Source organism: Shewanella sp. Choline-02u-19 (assembly GCF_002836205.1).
Classification (GTDB): domain Bacteria; phylum Pseudomonadota; class Gammaproteobacteria; order Enterobacterales; family Shewanellaceae; genus Shewanella.
In genome coordinates this window covers 1-17,910 of sequence record NZ_PJBE01000013.1, presented here as the reverse complement: position 1 = coordinate 17,910, position 17,910 = coordinate 1, and the positions used below count along the sequence as shown (strand labels likewise).

Below are 17,910 nucleotides of genomic sequence, written 5' to 3'. Positions count from 1 at the left end.
TCCATATGATTGACCAGAAATGAATATCATCTATTACTGTTATTAACATCGGCTGCGTTCACGGGTAGCTTTAGTGATTTGTGGTAAAAAAGTATATGGAATGTAACTTTAGGATAGAAAACAAGTAAATAAGCAGAAGTAAATATTGAAGGACCGCATTGTTATTTAAGCAATGCGGATTAATAAGCGTAAAAAACATTCAAAATGACCACGGTATTGAGCTAAGGTGCTAATGCTTCACGAGTAAACTCGCCGTTATCACACTCAGTACAATCAGATAGAACCCCTGGGAATTCGATTTTCGATTCATGGCCACAAGCCGTGCATACCATGGTTCCTTGGCCAACTATTTCGCCCGATACATAATAGCCGTGATGCTTAAAATCTTGTGCCACCTCATGCCATTCAATCTGGCTTCTGTCAGTAATTTCACTGAGCCAATGCCATAACGTATTTTCAACCGTGATCATTGTTGGACTATGACTCAGATCTTTAGCGTTTCTCTCTTGTAGGAAACTGGCGATATCACGTTTTAAAAATTGTTCAACTAAAGCTAACTCTTCAGCCTTTGCTTGCTGTTTAATAGCCAAGTATTCTTTACAGGTCTGAGTCTGACTATATAAACTCTTTACAGTCAGAGAGTTATCGTCACTGTATTGCGTTTTTATTTGTTGAATTAGTGCCTCGTAAAGCGAAAGTAACTCAGTACTTTGTTCACTCATAATAAATACTCCTTAGACGAACCTTTTTAATGACTCACTTCTAGTTTATTCTATGTCGATATAACTCGCGCATAAACAGCGCTAGATCAAACAATGGCCGGAAATACATTGATGCAAGAGCAATATACTCCTTCTGAAATTGAAGCAAAAGTGCAACAGCACTGGAAAGATGAAAAGACATTTGAAGTTACCGAAGATGAAAACAAAGAAAAGTTTTACTGCCTTTCTATGTTTCCTTACCCTTCAGGTCGACTCCATATGGGCCATGTGCGTAACTACACCATAGGTGATGTTGTTGCTCGTTACCAACGACTGCAAGGCAAAAATGTTCTGCAACCTATCGGTTGGGACTCTTTTGGCCTGCCTGCAGAGAATGCGGCAATCAAAAATAATACCGCGCCTGCGCCATGGACTTATGAAAACATCGACTACATGAAGAACCAGCTTAAAATGCTTGGCTTTGGTTATGACTGGTCGCGTGAAATAGCCACTTGTACACCTGAGTATTACCGTTGGGAACAATGGTTTTTCACCAAACTTTACGAGAAAGGCCTCGTTTACAAGAAGACGGCATCGGTTAATTGGTGTCCAAATGATGAAACCGTTCTCGCGAACGAGCAAGTCATCGACGGCTGCTGCTGGCGCTGTGATACTACTGTAGAGCAAAAAGAGATCCCACAGTGGTTCATTAAGATCACTGAGTATGCCGATGAGCTTCTTAATGACCTCGACCAGTTAGACGAATGGCCTGAGCAAGTTAAGACCATGCAGCGCAACTGGATTGGCCGCAGTGAAGGTATCGAAATGACGTTTCAGGTTGCTAATAGCGACCAGAGCTTCGATATCTATACCACTCGCCCAGATACTGTTATGGGAGTCACTTACGTTGCTATTGCAGCCGCTCATCCATTAGCAGAGCAAGCGGCAGCGAATAACCCTGCCCTTGCTGATTTTATCGAAGAGTGTAAAAACGCTGATACTACTGAAGCGGCTATGGCTGCAATGGAGAAAAAAGGCGTTGCTACCGGTCTTAATGCTATTCACCCGCTAACCGGTAAAGAAGTGCCTATCTGGGTCGGTAACTTTGTATTAATGAACTACGGTACTGGCGCTGTTATGTCGGTCCCGGCACACGATCAACGTGATTATGAATTTGCCAAAAAATACGGCCTAACCATCGAAGGCGTTGTTAAGCCTGTTGATAGCGAACTTGATATCAGCGAAGAGGCTTACACTGATAAAGGTGTACTGTTTAATTCAGCCCAATTTGACGGTCTTGATTTTCAAGCAGCGTTTGATGCCATTGATGCCAAGCTAGTAGCTGAAGGCAAAGGTAAACGTCAAGTGAACTTCCGTCTACGCGACTGGGGTGTTTCACGCCAACGTTACTGGGGCGCACCCATTCCGATGGTCACCTTGGCTGATGGAACCATTATCCCAACACCTGAAGATCAACTTCCTGTTATCTTGCCTGAAGATGTTGTCATGGATGGGATTCAGAGTCCTATTAAAGCTGACAAAGAGTGGGCAAAAACGCAAGTTAATGGTCAGGAAGCTTTCCGCGAAACAGATACCTTCGATACCTTTATGGAGTCATCTTGGTACTACGCGCGTTACTGCAGTCCTCATGCCGATGAAATGCTAGATCCTGCTAAAGCTAACTACTGGTTGCCAGTCGATCAATACATTGGTGGCATTGAGCACGCTTGTATGCACCTATTGTATTTCCGCTTCTTCCACAAATTGTTACGCGATTCAGGTCTAGTGAACTCTGACGAGCCCGCTAAGCGTCTACTGACTCAAGGTATGGTACTGGCTGATGCTTACTACTATAACAATGCAAAAGGCGCACGCGTTTGGGTTGCCCCAAGCGATGTCACAGTGCTTGAGACTGATGATAAAGGCCGTACTGTTAAAGCCGTAGACAGCGAAGGTCATGAGCTGGTTTATACTGGTATGAGCAAAATGTCTAAGTCTAAGAATAACGGTATTGACCCACAAGAGATGGTCAATAAGTACGGTGCTGACACCGTTCGTTTATTCATGATGTTCGCCGCGCCACCAGAGCTAACGCTTGAATGGCAAGAGTCGAGTGTTGAAGGTGCACATCGCTTTATTAAGCGTTTGTGGAAAACAGCACATGATCATGTTGCCGCGGGTCCAACTGTAGAATTAGATTTAAAGTCACTTAACGCTGCTCAAAAAGAGCTACGCCGTGAACTGCATAAAACCATTGCTAAAGTGGGTGATGATATTGAGCGTCGTCAAATGTTCAACACTGCTATCGCGTCGGTGATGGAATTGATGAACCGCTTACAAAAAGCTGCCACTGACACTGAACAAGACAGAGCATTGATGCAAGAAGCATTAAGCGCTGTGACGCGTTTGCTTTACCCTATCATTCCTCACACTAGCTTTAGCTTGTGGAATGAACTGGGCAATACCGGTGCGATTGAAGACGTACTTTGGCCAGAAGTAGACGAAGCAGCACTGGTTGAAGACAGCAAGCTTATTATCGTGCAAGTTAACGGTAAGCTACGCGCTAAAATTACTGTTGCAGCAGATGCAAGCAAAGAAGAAGTTGAAGCGACAGGGTTGGCTGAAGAGGGTGTGGTTAAGCACACTGAAGGCAAAACAGTTCGTAAAGTTATCTACATCCCGGGCAAATTGCTCAACATTGTAGCTAACTAAATGCAGGCTAATTTGCTTTGCACACCGACAATGCAAACAAGGAAGACTAAACAAAGCTTATGCTAATTAAACGCATATTTTTAGTAACCTTAGCACTGAGCGTACTGCTCAGTGCGGGTTGCGGCTTTAAATTACAGGGAAGCTACTCTATCCCTGAACAGCTGCAAACATTGAGCTTAAGCAGCCAAGACGAATACAGTGAATTAACTCGTCTCGTGCGTGAACGTTTAAGACTTAACCGTATTGCCGTTGTTGAGCCAACAGATGAGATCCCAACCGTTCGCATTATTAGCGACTCACTAGACCGTTCAACGCTGTCTATTTATCCAACAGGTAACGTGGCTGAGTATGAGTTGATCTACCAAGTCTCTTTTGCTGTGCAACTGCCAAATGCTGAATCTCAGCGTTTTGAAGTTGATATTCACCGCGATTATTTGGACGATCCGCGTACTGCGCTAGCAAAGAGCCGCGAGATGCAATTGCTGCTCAAAGAGATGCGCAATCAAGCTGCCGATCGTATTATTCAGACTTTGGCTACTATAGAGGTTAATTGATGCGGGTATACCCAGATCAATTGCTGCGAAATATCAGCCCCTTGCCACAATGCTGCCTTATTTTTGGTGATGACCCTTGGCTATGTGAACAAAGCCGAATTGCATTGTACCAAGTCGCTAAACAGCAAGGCTTCGATGAGAAAATTCAATTAACCCAGGAAACTGGTTTCAATTGGAATGAGTTAATCGAGCAATGGCAAGCCATGAGCTTGTTCTCCAGTCGCCGTATTATTGAACTCACACTGCCGACGGCAAAACCAGGCACTGAAGGTAGCGCCATGTTCCAATCTTTAATGCAGATGGATAATCCTGATGTATTGTTGATTTTAACGGGCCCTAAACTTGCTGCAGAACAAACCAAGAGTAAATGGTTCAAATCCCTAGACGCTAAAGGCGTTTATGTTCCTTGTATCACCCCAGAAGGCGCACAGTTTCAGCGTTGGCTTGATACTCGGATCAGCCATTATGCATTGTCTTTATCTCGTGATTCCCGAGAGATGCTATTTGCATTATATGAAGGCAATTTACTTGCCGCGGATCAAGCGTTGCAGTTACTGCAGTTACTCAGCCCAACAGCGCCGATTGAACCGGAGCAGTTAACTCAGTATTTTGAAGATCAGTCGCGGTTTAGTGTTTTCCAGCTAACCGATGCCATGTTGAGTAACCAACAAGACAAAGCGCAACATATTCTGTCACAGCTAAAAAGTGAGGGAGTGGCAATGCCAATCATACTCTGGTCACTATTCAAAGAGTTGGCCGTTTTGCTGCAGCTCAAAACAGCGGAAACCAGCGGCCAACCAATACAAGCCCTTTGGAGCAAGCTACGCATCTGGGACAAACGTAAGCCCTTATATCAACAGGCACTCAAGCGTTTATCACTGTCGCAAGTCAAAACGCTGCTTTCAACCTCATCGGTACTAGAGCTAAAACTTAAGCAGCAAGGCATAGAAGACTGGACCGGACTTAGCCATGTAAGTCTGCTTTTTGATGCTAAAGCTCATAAAGCACTTGAACATATAGCCATAGACTAATCATGAAAATAGGCATTCTAGGCGGTACCTTCGACCCCTTGCATTTTGGTCATCTTCGTCCGGCGATGGAGGTGCAGCAACAGCTTGAGTTGGATGAGATCTGGCTAATGCCAAATCATATTCCGCCGCACAAAAACAGCACCCATGTCAGCACTGATGACCGATTGGCAATGGCGCAAGCGGTATGTAATGAATTTCCACAACTCCAACTATGCGCAATTGAAGCCAGTCGAGAAACCCCCTCCTATACCGTCACCACGCTCACGGCACTAAAACAACAATACCCAATGCATGAGTTTTATTTTTTAATGGGGATGGATTCATTTTTAGGATTACAGAGCTGGTATCAATGGCAGAGCCTATTTGATTTGTGCCACTTAGTTGTGTGTCAGCGACCAGGATGGACACTATCAGATGAGCACCCAATGCAAACGGTGTTAGCTCAACAGAGTGCAATAACAGCAGTAGAAAGCAGTCCAAAAACCGGCGGTATTTTTTGCGTATCAATCACAGAGCAGCCGTTTTCGTCAACTCAGATACGCGCCAATATTAGCAAGGGCTTATCGGTTGATGAGGCATTACCCACCAGTGTCCAGTTGTATATAAAGCAGCATAGACTATATGGCTCAAAGGCTTAGTGCTGGCCACAAAAATCTTCACGGCTAATCTCATTATTTCTAAGCTTCGCTATTAATCTAAACCCTATAACCTGCTATACTATCGCGCTGTCTAAAAATTAATGGGGTATCCGCGTGGAAAGCGCCGAGCTAAAGCAATTTGTAATCGATAAGGTTGAAGACCTTAAAGCTAAAGATATTGTCGTCATGGACATATCAGAGAAATCTAACATCGCCGATTTTATGGTGGTTTGTACAGGTAACTCAAAAACTCATGTAAAATCAATCGCAGAGAACTTAGTGGTTGAATCAAAGCGTGCTGGCCTAAAGATTTTAGGTGTCGAAGGCCGTGAGAGCAGCGAATGGGTTCTTGTTGACCTAGGCGATGTGATCATGCACGTAATGCAAGATCAAACTCGCGACTTCTACCAGCTTGAAAAGCTATGGTCAGAAAAACCTGAATAATGAAAATTCAGTTAGTTGCAGTAGGGACCCGCATGCCAGATTGGGTCGAAACAGGTTTTAAAGAATATCAGCGCCGATTCCCTCGGGATATGGCGCTTGAGTTAATTGAAATCCCTGCTGGCAAACGCGGTAAAAATGCCGATATAACTCGTATCCTCCAAAAAGAGGGCGAGTTAATGTTGGCGGCAATCCCTAAGGGTAACCATATTGTCAGCCTCGATCTTCCAGGTAAAAACCTGAAGACTCCAGAACTGGCGCAACAGATGAACAAATGGCTACTCGATGGCCGAGATGTCAGTCTGTTAATTGGCGGCCCCGAGGGTTTATCTCCTGACTGTAAACAAGCAGCAGCGCAAAGTTGGTGTTTATCAGCGTTAACCCTTCCTCACCCTTTGGTAAGAGTGATTGTTGCAGAAAGTCTTTACCGAGGCTGGAGCATTAATAATAATCATCCCTACCATAGAGAATAATATCGACTTTACATTCAGTTAGTCTTACCTTTACGGGAATAAGATATGTGCCTGGCACCTTTTTTTGAGCAGGAGAAAATGTAAGTGTCCCCTAGAAAGCGCATCACCATGAACGACCATGCAGCTGAGGCCTCGCTGTTTAAACGTCGCGCTCTTTTTACTTTCCTTTGTGTTTTCATTCTGCTGAGCATACTTTTCGTCAATCTGTATCAGCTGCAAATCCTCTCATACAACGATTATGAAACACGATCCAACGATAACCGGATCAGGGTCGTACCTGTAGCCCCGAGTCGAGGTCTTATATACGACCGTAATGGACAGTTACTTGCCGAAAACCAACCTTTCTTCTCTTTGGAAATGGTGCCTGAAAAAGTCGACAACATCAGTGAAACCTTGGACCAACTTGGCCAAATAGTCTCTCTCACTGATGATGAAAAAGAGAATGTCATTGAAGCACTTAAATACCACCGCCGCTTTAAACCTCTCACCATAAAGAATAAATTGACTGAAGAGCAAGTCGCGGAGTTTAGTGTTAATCAACATCGATTCCCTGGTATTTCGATAGAAGCGGGGTTAAAACGCCATTACCCCTATAATGGCCTAATGACTCATGCGTTGGGCTACGTTGGAAGAATCAACGGTCGCGACAGAACATCGCTTGAGAAAAATAATCAGTGGAGCCGCTACGCCGCCACCAAAGATATTGGCAAACTGGGTATAGAAAAATTCTACGAAAGCATGCTACTCGGTAAACCAGGTCATCTGGAAGAAGAGGTCAATAACCGCGGTCGTACCATTCGTACATTAAAATCAGAGCCACCGGTTCCTGGCCAAGATATATACCTAACCTTAGACCTTAATCTGCAAAAAAAGGCCATGGAATTACTCAATGGTCGCCGTGGTTCGGTGGTTGCTATTGATCCACGCGATGGCGGAATTTTAGCTCTTTTATCAAGTCCAACTTACGATCCAAACCCATTTGTTCACGGTATTAGCAGTAAAGCTTATAACAAGCTGCTCAATTCAACATCACGTCCATTAATTAACCGTGCAACCCAAGGCCAATATGCTCCAGCATCGACGGTGAAACCACACCTTGCGCTACTGGGGCTAGAAAGTAAGGCTATCACACCAAAAACCCGTATTTGGGATCCTGGTTTTTGGCAGATCCCAGGGGTTGAACGCAAATACCGAGATTGGAAGCGTTGGGGTCATGGCTGGGTTGATGTTAACAGCGCTATCGTTGGTTCCTGCGATACCTATTTCTATGATTTAGCCTATAAAACAGGGGTCGATGCCATTGCCAAATTTATGGAACCCTTTGGGTTTGGTGAGCGTACGGGTATCGATATCTATGAAGAATCCGCCGGTATCATGCCATCTAAAGATTGGAAACGTCTGCGCTATAATCAGCCTTGGTATATTGGTGATACCATTTCCGTGGGTATTGGTCAGGGGTACTGGACTACAACCCCACTACAGCTGGCAAATGCTGCAACTATTATGGCCAATAAAGGCCGCCGTTTTGTACCGCATCTACTTAAATCAATTCAAGACCAAACTGCCAAAATTGATTCGCCCACAGACGAACTGGCTCCCATTGTGCTTAACAATCCAAAGAACTGGGACATCATTAGTGAAGCTATGCGGGACACCGCGCACAAATCTCGTTTCAAAGATGCCAAATATACTGCTGCAATGAAAACAGGTACAGCTCAAGTGTTCAGTCTGGCAGAAGATGCTAAGTATGACGCTGATACCATTGATGAACGCTTACGAGACAATGCATTGGTTATTGCCTATGCACCCTATGAGAACCCCACGATAGTACTGGCTGTAGTGCTTGAAAATGCGGGTTGGGGTGGTAAGAATGCCGGCCCTGTAGCACGGGCTCTACTTGATGAGTATTTACTAAGAGATTCATGGGACAAAAAAGAATGAGTGCACACAACCATCGGCAAAATATATGGCAGCGCCTACATATTGATCTGCCTTTGCTCATTGGACTATTAGCATTAATGGGCTTTGGGCTATTTGTTATCTACTCCGCTGGCGGTGAAGACTTAGCCTTAATGGACCGCCAATTAGTGCGTATGGGCTTGTCTCTGGTGATCATGTTTGCCGTCGCGCAAATAAACCCTGAAGTTTTTCGCCGCTGGGCGTTCCCCATCTACATTACGGGGATAATATTGCTACTTGGAGTACATTTTTTTGGCGAGATTAATAAAGGAGCACAACGCTGGCTCAATCTTGGCTTTATGGAGTTCCAGCCTTCTGAGTTAATGAAACTCGCTTTCCCGATCACCATGGCTTGGTATATCAGTAAGTTCCCACTGCCGCCTAAAAAACGCTATTTAGCCGGCGCTATCGTCATTTTACTGGTGCCAACCTTACTTATCGCCAAGCAGCCCGACCTAGGCACCTCTATTTTGGTCGCGGCATCAGGTATATTTGTATTGTTTCTATCCGGCATGAGCTGGCGAATTGTCGGCGGGTTTATCGGTTCGGTGTTGGCCATGTTACCCGCGCTATGGTTTTTCTTCATGCACGATTACCAGCGAACCCGCGTTCTAACGCTACTGAATCCAGAAAAAGACCCTCTTGGTGCCGGCTACCATATCATTCAATCTAAAATTGCTATCGGTTCTGGTGGGCTTTGGGGCAAAGGTTGGCTAGAGGGTACTCAATCTCAACTCGAGTTTTTACCTGAGCGTCATACGGACTTCATCTTCGCCGTCATTGGTGAAGAATTCGGTCTTATCGGAAGCTTGTTACTGTTGACTCTGTATCTTTATGTCATCGGCCGCGGACTCGTTATCGCTTCACGAGCCCAAACTAGTTTTGCTCGATTATTAGCGGGCAGCATAACCTTAACCTTCTTTGTTTATATTTTTGTAAATATAGGCATGGTTTCAGGCATATTGCCTGTGGTAGGTGTACCACTGCCGTTAATCAGTTATGGTGGTACATCCATGCTGACATTGATGACTGGATTTGGGATTCTAATGAGTATTCATACTCACAGACGATTCATCGATAGATAACCTTCACAGCAACCGAAAACAAATATTAACTCGATAGTGTTTACCGTATTCAGGTATCGCCGTAAACGTTTAATCGACATTGAGGATTGTATAGCAGATGACACTGTTAAACCGTTTTATAACACCCTTAGCGCTCACCATTTTGTCGGCTTCCGCATTCGCAAACGTCATAGACCCCTCTGTCGATGAGCTAAAAGCTGAGTTTATTCAAACACAAAGCGCTAAAGGCTTTAGTGATGCCGAAACTAAAGCCTTTATTGATAATGCGGAATTTAACCAAGCGGTTATTGACGCTATGACCAAGCCTTGGGAAGCTAAACCTTGGCACCAATACTATCCGATTTTTCTTACCGAAAAACGTCTCGCGGCAGGGCTAGCATTCTGGAAAGAACATGCCGAAACCATCGATAAAGCCGCTAAAGAGTTCAATGTTGATCCGCAAATAATTGTCGCCATAATCGGAATAGAAACTTTTTACGGCGGTTATATGGGCAACTACCCGGTTAAAGACGCTTTATACACATTAGGGTTTCATTACCCCCCGAGAGCAACCTTCTTCCGCAGTGAGTTTGCTAACCTGCAAGCATTAGTAAAAGAAGAGAAGCTTGATATCAATAGCCTAAAAGGCTCGTATGCCGGTGCGATGGGATTTGGCCAGTTTATCCCCTCGAGTTACCGTCACTACTCCGTAGACTTTGATAATGATGGCAGTCGGGATCTACTCAATAGTCCGGTTGATGCTATTGGCAGCGTCGCAAATTACTTTCATCAACATGGCTGGCAACAAAACCAGCCAGTGGCAGTAAAATTAACCTTGACTAAAGAACTGCCTGCAGCGGTAAAAACATGGGCTGGTGAGAAGATGCACTACACGATTGCGGATATTTTATCACCCAGTGTAGCGCTTGCTAAATCGATGGATATAGATGTATCTCAACCCGCACTAGTGGTTAAGCTAGAACAAACTGACAAAGATGAGTACTGGCTAGGCTTAAAGAATTTCTACGTCATCACCCGTTATAATCGAAGCCCTCTTTATGCGATGGCGGTATACCAGTTTAGCCAGGAACTTGAACAAGCTTATGCAGCGCACTAACGCCCTTGTTGTTATCTTATTAGCCGCTATTTTGGCTGCTTGCTCTAGCAGCAACCAAAACAGCCGCTACGATATTGCCGATGATAAAGCGCCAGCAACGGCGCCAGATGTATCAAAAGTCGAAGACGCTCATCCAAAGTTTGAACCCTATAGCCGTGGCGGCAATAAGACTAATTACACTGTTCGCGGTAAAAACTATCAAGTCATGGATAGCAGCCAAGGCTATCAAGAAAAAGGCATTGCCTCCTGGTATGGCGCTAAGTTTCATGGCCATTTAACTTCTAATGGTGAAACCTATGATATGTACTCAATGTCAGCGGCACACAAAAGCTTGCCACTGCCGAGTTATGTGAGGGTCACTAACCTAAAAAATAATAAAAGTGTCATTGTTCGAGTCAATGATCGCGGCCCTTTTCATGAAGACCGACTCATTGATTTATCCTATGCTGCCGCCCATAGACTCGACATGCTAAAAACCGGCACCGCCAATGTAAGCCTTGAAGTGATCTACATTGCCAACCCGGAATCTATTGCATTAGCAGAACTTAAAGGGACTGAACTACATTTTATCCAAATTGTGGCGTCTTCTAACAAAACACGCCTAGAAACCTTAGCTAAAGATCTTGAAAAAAAATACAAAGTAAACAGCCGGTTGCAAGAATCGAACAATCTATACCGCTTGCAGCTTGGTCCGATTGGACAAGCGCAGTTAGCGAGCAAACTGACAGAAACACTCAAACAGCAAGGTTATCCACAAAGCTACTTGATAACTGAATGAAACAAGATTAATGAACCTAGCGCGAATTAGCTTGTCGACTAATGATATACTTTGCGGAACTTCGCTTTCATCATTCCTAAAAATAAAGACGTGCATGATTAATATGAACTTATTAGACCAACCTATAAAAACGCTTTTGCTCGCGACCTCAATCGCCGCATTTTCTGCACAAGCTGCCCCAGTTATGACACCAAATGCACCGACTGTTGCGGCTAAAGCCTATGTCTTGTTGGATTACAATACCGGGCAGATCATTGCAGAAAACAATGCATACGAAAGCCTTAATCCTGCGAGCTTAACTAAAATGATGACCAGTTATGTCATTGGTCATGAGATAAAAGTTGGCAACGTATCACCTTCAGATGAAGTGACTATTAGTAAAAAAGCTTGGTCAAAGAACTTCCCTGATTCATCAAAAATGTTTATCGAAGTCGGTAAAACTGTTTCGGTGGCAGAGCTTAACAAAGGCATTATCATTCAATCTGGTAATGACGCTTGTGTCGCAATGGCTGAGCATATCGCTGGTACAGAAGACGGCTTTGTTGACCTGATGAACTCATGGGCAAAACAATTAGGCATGCAAGATAGTTATTTTGAAAACTCCCACGGACTTGATTCAGAGAACCATAAAAGCACAGCTTATGATATGGCTATCTTAGGCGCTGCTATCATTCGTGATGTGCCTGATGAATATGCAGTCTACAAAGAAAAATCCTTTACTTATAATGGCATCAAGCAATATAACCGCAACGGTCTTTTGTGGGACAAGAGCCTAAATGTCGACGGTATAAAGACTGGCCACACCTCTGGCGCAGGCTATAACCTTGTGACTTCAGCGACCAAAGATGGCATGCGTCTTATTTCAGTCGTCATGGGTACCAAGAGTGAGTCAGCTCGTAAAGCAGAGAGTAAAAAGCTGCTTAATTACGGCTTCCGCTTTTTCGAAACCGTCACTCCTTACCAAGCAGGTGATAGTTTCGTTACTCAAAAAATTTGGTATGGCGATAGAGAAACCATTGATCTTGGCGTTACCACTGATACACCCATCACGATTAGCCGTGGGCAAGCCAAAAACCTACAAGCCAACTTTGAGCTAACCAAAGAGCTTAAAGCGCCTATCGCCAAAGGCGAAACGGTTGGTCGCATCTACTTCCAGTTAAATGGTAAGGATATTGCGCAGTTCCCACTTGTAACATTACAAGAAGTGAACGAGGGCAGTTGGTTTAGTCAACTCATGGATTACTTTAAGCAGATGTTTGAAGGTTGGTTGAGCTAATCAGACCAACGCGATTATAAGCCACCTCAGGGTGGCTTTTTGCGTTTAATAGCTTTGATATTACCTAGAACCAATTGCATTAAGTAAGTCGTCAATTCAGAAACGCTCAACCTTTTCAATTCAAGGTACATTGGCGAGAGAATGGTATTCCCTTGTGAGCCAATGTAAAGCAGAAGTGGAATGCCTGAGTGCTTCCCTTTGGGTGGGTTTCAAAGCGCTGCATGCTGCGGCAGAATCTCTTGCTATAGAATAACTATTAACTTCAAGCTTCCGACTTGCCTTCAGCGCTTTGAACTCCCACTGAATGAACAGATACTTAATGCAATTGGTATTAGTACACTTGAATTCGCTATAATTGACACCATATAACAGTTAGAGAAATTGCTGAGAGTAAAAAAATGTTAGATACTAAATTTGATGAATTAATGGAATTCCCAAACTCATTTCCATTCAAAGTTGTCGGTGAAGCTCACGAAACTTTAGCCGAACGTGTTGTTTCTGTTGTCCAACAACATGCTCCAGGCGATTACTCGCCAAGCACGAAAGTCTCAAGTAAAGGCACTTATCACTCAATCACCATTCGAGTAACGGTCCTTAGTAAAGAACATGTAGAAATTTTATACGTCGAACTTGCCAAAATAGAGGGTGTTAAACGCGTCTTATAAATATTACTCGTTGCTGATAAATGTGATCTGTCTTACATTTATCAAATTGAGGCGTATAATAGCCACACTTATATTTGGGGGAGAGGTTGCCCTTGCTAGAAAGCGTTTTGCATATTCGACATCTTGGTAAGCAAGATTACGAATCTGTGTGGCATGCGATGCAGCACTACACAGATAATCGCGATGAAAACAGTCCTGACGAGATCTGGATTGTTGAACATACGCCCGTCTTTACTCAAGGCCAAGCTGGCAAGAGTGAGCATATCCTCAATCCTGGAGACATCCCAGTTATCCAAGTTGACCGCGGCGGTCAGGTGACTTACCACGGCCCAGGACAATTGGTTGTTTATCCTCTGTTAGATATTAAACGACTCAAAGTGGGTGTACGACAACTCGTCACTCATATTGAACAAAGTATTGTCAACATGCTCAAACGTTATGATGTAGAAGCTTATGCTAAAGCTGATGCACCTGGCGTGTATGTGGAAGAACGAAAAATTGCATCACTCGGTCTACGGATTAGAAAAGGATGCTCTTTCCATGGATTGGCTCTCAATGTAGATATGGACATGTCCCCCTTTCAACGCATCAACCCATGTGGGTATGCCGGAATGGAGATGATCCAATGCAAACAGCTCGGTGGACCACAAACTGTCGAAGAAGCTGGAAAACAGTTAATAGAAACCCTTAGCCACGAGCTTGGTTTAAGCAATCTAGTTCATCATCAAGGATTACCAGAATCATTATGAATAGGCCTGAAAGATTACAACCTGGCGTTAAGTTAAGAGACGCAGACAAGGTTTCCCGCATTCCAGTGAAAGTTGTCCCTTCTGAGCGCGACACCATGCTGAGAAAGCCCGATTGGCTGCGCGTTAAGCTACCCGCTTCTAATCAGCGTATTACAGAGATAAAACAAGCCCTACGTAAGAATGGTTTGCACTCAGTTTGCGAAGAAGCGTCATGCCCTAACCTGTCTGAGTGTTTCAACCACGGTACAGCCACCTTTATGATTTTGGGTGCTATCTGTACTCGACGTTGTCCTTTCTGCGACGTTGCACACGGACGCCCACTAAAGCCTGATGGAGAAGAGCCGAAGAAACTAGCTCAAACCATCAAGGATATGAAGCTTAAGTACGTGGTAATCACCTCAGTAGACCGTGATGACCTGCGTGATGGTGGTGCACAACACTTTGCTGATTGTATTCGCGAAATCCGCGTATTAAATCCTGAAATTAAGATTGAAACCTTAGTGCCTGATTTCCGTGGCCGCATCGATAAAGCGCTCGAGATTTTAGCGACTGAGCCGCCAGATGTGTTTAACCACAACTTAGAAACAGCGCCGATGCACTATCGTAAAGCGCGACCAGGTGCGAACTACCAATGGTCACTCGATCTACTTAAGAAGTTTAAAGATCGTCATCCTGACATACCGACAAAATCAGGGCTAATGATGGGATTGGGTGAAACTAACGAAGAGATAGCGCAAGTGCTGCACGATCTTCGGGCTCACAATGTTGAGATGCTAACCTTAGGTCAATACTTGCAACCATCAAAATTCCATCTGCCAGTCGAGCGCTACGTGCCTCCAGCAGAGTTTGATGAGTTAAAAGTATTAGCAGAAAGCATTGGATTTACCCATGCAGCTTGTGGACCTTTAGTTCGCTCAAGCTACCATGCAGACCTGCAAGCACAAGGTAAAGAAGTTAAATAGCTTCACTTGTGTCAGCGATAAAAAGATAAAAAGATAGCGCCTATCTGGCGCTATTTTTTAACTACAATTCATACAATTCATACAAATTATGCGTTCTAAAGGTCAAAGTCATTAATATGGCATCTTCAGGTTCGCCTGCAGTCTTATAGTAAGCTTTACGCACCCCTGATTGCTCAAAGCCAGCCTTTACATATAATGCCCTAGCACCCACACCAGACTCTCGCACTTCAAGCATTAACGTTTCAGCCTCTTTAGCTTGAGCTTGTCTAATCACAGTATCAAGCAAGGCTTTGCCGTAACCTTTACCTTGATGCTTAAGCTCAACACAGATATCCATTAAGGTCGCATCTTCAAAAATCTGATGCAATATCGCAAAGCCACACAACTCATCGCCTTCATATACACCTAAGCAAGTATACAAAAGCCCAAAGCAACTCTTTATTGTCGACTCAGACATCGGGTGACTATGCGCACTGGCCGCTATTAGCGCCATCTCAGGCGTCGATAGTTCAGTAAGAGGGATAACGGTCACTCTGAATCCTTTTTAACGATAAAGGGCTGCATATTACGCCATAGTAACTTTTTAGCTTCAGGGTTAGATTCAATCTCATTAATCGGAGCCGAGATTAATATATTGTCAACGCTGTCCACTTGTTTACCGCGCATATCCCAAATGACTTTTGAATTTGATTCAGCACTTGTGGCAAAACGTACATGCTTACGATCGTAACCAAGCATCTCAAGCACTTTAGAAATGATGGGGCTGTCAGTCTCAGTCAGCCTACGCGGACTCACCAGTACGGTTGATACCTCAGCCTTCAATTTAGCTTTTACCCAACGGGTAATCCCCATTGCATCTAAGTAGTCATTCGATTTCATGCTGGCTCAAAAGAGAATAAAGGTGAGTAAGGATAACAGTTCGCTCGCAAGCTTGTGAAGCCATCTAATCCTAACGTTGAGGTTTCTAAATTCCAGATGCAAAAAAGCCGAGCTAATGCTCGGCTTTTTCTAATTTGGCAGGGGTGGGGAGACTCGAACTCACAACATGCGGTTTTGGAGACCGCCGCTCTACCAATTGGAGCTACACCCCTGTTGACGAGACGCATTATGCGTAAACAGACCTAAAAGGTAAAGTACTTTTTTATATAAAAGCTATCGACTGCAGGTTTTTCGGTCAACACACGCATAACAGCGTAAATGTGTAGAAAGCAGCCCAAATAGCAGCACCAAAAAAGAGTGAGAAAATAGCGGATGCAAAAAAGCCGAGCTAATGCTCGGCTTCTTCTAATTTGGCAGGGGTGGGGAGACTCGAACTCACAACATGCGGTTTTGGAGACCGCCGCTCTACCAATTGGAGCTACACCCCTGTTGAAGTCGTTACTATGCGTAAACAGACTAAAAAGGTAAAGTACTTTTTATATCAAGCTTGTCGACCGCGACTTTTTTAACCGATCAGCCCATAAACTCTGCTGCTACAGTGCACCTTTCACTGCTTTATTCATATGAACGGTCGGGTGTACGATTACAACCTTGGGCGTTTTATGTCGGTGGATCCTCTGATCCAGAGCCCGACATCGACATCGACCCAGAGTGTGAACCCCTATTTGTATATTATGAATAACCCGCTTAGTCTGAAATTTCCAACCGGGTGCATATCTGAGGAAAAAGAATAAAGATTAATGTTGCGATAACTGACAGCCATATTAAGCAAACTGTTACGCAGAGTTGGTGATTTAGATTGTACACAAACCGCAACTTTATCATGTGTAATGGTTTATCATTTTTGTATTGCAGTTTGCTTCAGTCTTAAATAGTGTAATAGAGATAATCGAACTTTAATGCACTTAGCAAAGGAGCTCATATTTTTGAGATTAAGTAGCAGTTCGTAAAGCAATAGACATCATTACAGCTGAGCCTTAGGAAAGAATGAATTTGAGAGGAAACGATAATGCATCTAGAATATGATGAGCTTTCTTTATGGGATGATGCAATACGTCTAGTCAGTGAACATAAATACGACCAAGCTATTTATCTATATAAAAATATGGCTAAAAACGGAATTGATGAGGCGTTGGTTGAAATAGGGAGGCTGTATGAAATGCCATCAACAGCGACTATTGAACAAGATTTTTCAAAAGCGGCTACTTATTATAAACAAGCGATTGATTTAAGTGATGACATGTATGCTTATACATCTCTTGGAAGGCTTTACTTTTTCGGGGTCGGTGTGAAAAAAGACTATATAAAATCAAAACAGTTGTACTTGAAAGCCGCGAATATGGACGGACTAGTTGCTACATTGATGCTAGCACGTATTTATCGCTACGGGCATGGTGTTCAACCTAATTTAGCTAAAGCAAAAGAGCTCTATCAGAAATCAATTAAGCTTGGAAGTTATGTAGCTCTAAAGGAGAGTGGTGGGTTGGATATTTCTTGTGGTGAGGGTGTAAAAGGAATAGCGAAAGTAATAAAGGGGACTTTGAAAATTTTCTTAGGGGTACGAAAAGATATATCTCAATATGGAGTGATAGTTAGTGAATCTGTAAAAAACCAATAGAAATATAATGCTCATCCACAGTTGATTCATAGCCGTATCAATAATAGTTGCATTTGATATTACAAACATAAATCCAAGATATAAAAAGCTAGCTTTATCGTACCTATATTAAGTGCCTTTCTGTCATAAACACAACAATTCAAAACCACAAACGAAAAAAGCCCGTAGCGTTAGCAACTGGCGACTCGCACCTGGATAATATCGGCCACAACACGATTATGCCGATGCTATTG

Annotated in this window: 18 protein-coding genes, 2 tRNA genes and 1 pseudogene; 16 read left to right on the top strand and 5 right to left on the bottom strand. The window is 43.7% G+C overall.

Features of this window, described 5'->3' with window-relative positions; genetic code table 11:
• Positions 1 to 221: 221 nt before the first annotated feature.
• Positions 222 to 722: a zinc ribbon-containing protein gene (locus tag CXF83_RS06900; protein ID WP_101089918.1), complete on the bottom strand. Its 501-nt coding sequence runs from the start codon at positions 720 to 722 to the stop codon at positions 222 to 224.
• 111 nt (positions 723 to 833) lie between these two features.
• Between CXF83_RS06900 and leuS the strand changes: the two genes are divergently transcribed.
• The 14 genes from leuS (at position 834) to lipA (ending at position 15,120) form a co-directional block, all read left to right on the top strand.
• Positions 834 to 3,413, top strand: coding sequence for a leucine--tRNA ligase (leuS, locus tag CXF83_RS06895; RefSeq protein WP_101090031.1), 2,580 nt, complete (start codon positions 834 to 836; stop codon positions 3,411 to 3,413).
• 59 nt (positions 3,414 to 3,472) lie between these two features.
• Positions 3,473 to 3,967 carry an LPS-assembly lipoprotein LptE gene (locus CXF83_RS06890; protein ID WP_101089917.1) on the top strand — a complete coding sequence of 165 codons (495 nt, stop codon included), beginning with the start codon at positions 3,473 to 3,475 and terminating at the stop codon, positions 3,965 to 3,967.
• The gene (holA, locus tag CXF83_RS06885; RefSeq protein ID WP_101089916.1) at positions 3,967 to 4,998 is read left to right on the top strand and encodes a DNA polymerase III subunit delta; all 1,032 of its coding nucleotides are present in this window, start codon (positions 3,967 to 3,969) and stop codon (positions 4,996 to 4,998) included. The genes CXF83_RS06890 and holA overlap by 1 nt, the downstream gene beginning before the upstream one ends.
• A gap of 2 nt (positions 4,999 to 5,000) precedes the next feature.
• The gene (nadD, locus tag CXF83_RS06880; protein WP_101089915.1) at positions 5,001 to 5,636 is read left to right on the top strand and encodes a nicotinate-nucleotide adenylyltransferase; all 636 of its coding nucleotides are present in this window, start codon (positions 5,001 to 5,003) and stop codon (positions 5,634 to 5,636) included.
• Between the two features lie 114 nt (positions 5,637 to 5,750).
• Positions 5,751 to 6,080, top strand: coding sequence for a ribosome silencing factor (rsfS, locus tag CXF83_RS06875; protein WP_101089914.1), 330 nt, complete (start codon positions 5,751 to 5,753; stop codon positions 6,078 to 6,080).
• Entirely contained in the window at positions 6,080 to 6,550 is a 471-nt protein-coding gene (gene rlmH / locus CXF83_RS06870) for a 23S rRNA (pseudouridine(1915)-N(3))-methyltransferase RlmH (protein WP_101089913.1), read from the top strand. Before rsfS ends, rlmH begins: the two co-directional genes overlap by 1 nt.
• 84 nt (positions 6,551 to 6,634) lie before the next feature.
• Positions 6,635 to 8,491, top strand: a complete 1,857-nt coding sequence (mrdA, locus tag CXF83_RS06865) for a penicillin-binding protein 2 (RefSeq protein WP_101089912.1) — start codon at positions 6,635 to 6,637, stop codon at positions 8,489 to 8,491.
• A complete protein-coding gene (gene rodA / locus CXF83_RS06860; RefSeq protein ID WP_101089911.1) occupies positions 8,488 to 9,594 on the top strand; it encodes a rod shape-determining protein RodA in 1,107 nt (368 codons plus the stop codon). The genes mrdA and rodA overlap by 4 nt, the downstream gene beginning before the upstream one ends.
• Before the next feature lie 97 nt (positions 9,595 to 9,691).
• Positions 9,692 to 10,690, top strand: a complete 999-nt coding sequence (gene mltB, locus CXF83_RS06855; protein ID WP_101089910.1) for a lytic murein transglycosylase B — start codon at positions 9,692 to 9,694, stop codon at positions 10,688 to 10,690.
• A complete protein-coding gene (locus CXF83_RS06850; protein ID WP_101089909.1) occupies positions 10,677 to 11,468 on the top strand; it encodes a septal ring lytic transglycosylase RlpA family protein in 792 nt (263 codons plus the stop codon). Before mltB ends, CXF83_RS06850 begins: the two co-directional genes overlap by 14 nt.
• Before the next feature lie 103 nt (positions 11,469 to 11,571).
• Positions 11,572 to 12,744, top strand: a complete 1,173-nt coding sequence (locus tag CXF83_RS06845) for a serine hydrolase (RefSeq protein WP_101090030.1) — start codon at positions 11,572 to 11,574, stop codon at positions 12,742 to 12,744.
• Positions 12,745 to 13,142: 398 nt separating this feature from the next.
• A complete protein-coding gene (gene ybeD, locus CXF83_RS06840; protein WP_101089908.1) occupies positions 13,143 to 13,409 on the top strand; it encodes a DUF493 family protein YbeD in 267 nt (88 codons plus the stop codon).
• 92 nt (positions 13,410 to 13,501) lie between these two features.
• The gene (lipB, locus tag CXF83_RS06835) at positions 13,502 to 14,158 is read left to right on the top strand and encodes a lipoyl(octanoyl) transferase LipB (protein ID WP_101090029.1); all 657 of its coding nucleotides are present in this window, start codon (positions 13,502 to 13,504) and stop codon (positions 14,156 to 14,158) included.
• Positions 14,155 to 15,120, top strand: a complete 966-nt coding sequence (lipA, locus tag CXF83_RS06830; RefSeq protein WP_101089907.1) for a lipoyl synthase — start codon at positions 14,155 to 14,157, stop codon at positions 15,118 to 15,120. Before lipB ends, lipA begins: the two co-directional genes overlap by 4 nt.
• Before the next feature lie 61 nt (positions 15,121 to 15,181).
• Here the strand turns inward: lipA and rimI are convergent, their stop codons facing one another.
• From rimI to CXF83_RS06810, 4 genes are all read right to left on the bottom strand, one after another.
• Positions 15,182 to 15,613, bottom strand: coding sequence for a ribosomal protein S18-alanine N-acetyltransferase (gene rimI, locus CXF83_RS06825; protein WP_101090028.1), 432 nt, complete (start codon positions 15,611 to 15,613; stop codon positions 15,182 to 15,184).
• Positions 15,614 to 15,648: 35 nt separating this feature from the next.
• The gene (locus CXF83_RS06820) at positions 15,649 to 15,999 is read right to left on the bottom strand and encodes a DNA polymerase III subunit psi (protein ID WP_101089906.1); all 351 of its coding nucleotides are present in this window, start codon (positions 15,997 to 15,999) and stop codon (positions 15,649 to 15,651) included.
• Between the two features lie 135 nt (positions 16,000 to 16,134).
• Positions 16,135 to 16,211, bottom strand: a tRNA-Trp gene (locus CXF83_RS06815).
• A 199-nt stretch (positions 16,212 to 16,410) separates the two neighbouring features.
• Positions 16,411 to 16,487: transfer RNA gene (locus CXF83_RS06810), tRNA-Trp, on the bottom strand.
• A 129-nt stretch (positions 16,488 to 16,616) separates the two neighbouring features.
• On the opposite strand from CXF83_RS06810, the pseudogene CXF83_RS06805 reads away from it, so the two are divergent.
• Both CXF83_RS06805 and CXF83_RS06800 read left to right on the top strand, forming a co-directional pair.
• A pseudogene (locus CXF83_RS06805) lies at positions 16,617 to 16,769 on the top strand (RHS repeat-associated core domain-containing protein); the annotation flags it as partial.
• Between the two features lie 299 nt (positions 16,770 to 17,068).
• Positions 17,069 to 17,677 carry a tetratricopeptide repeat protein gene (locus CXF83_RS06800; RefSeq protein ID WP_101089904.1) on the top strand — a complete coding sequence of 203 codons (609 nt, stop codon included), beginning with the start codon at positions 17,069 to 17,071 and terminating at the stop codon, positions 17,675 to 17,677.
• Positions 17,678 to 17,910 lie beyond the last annotated feature (233 nt).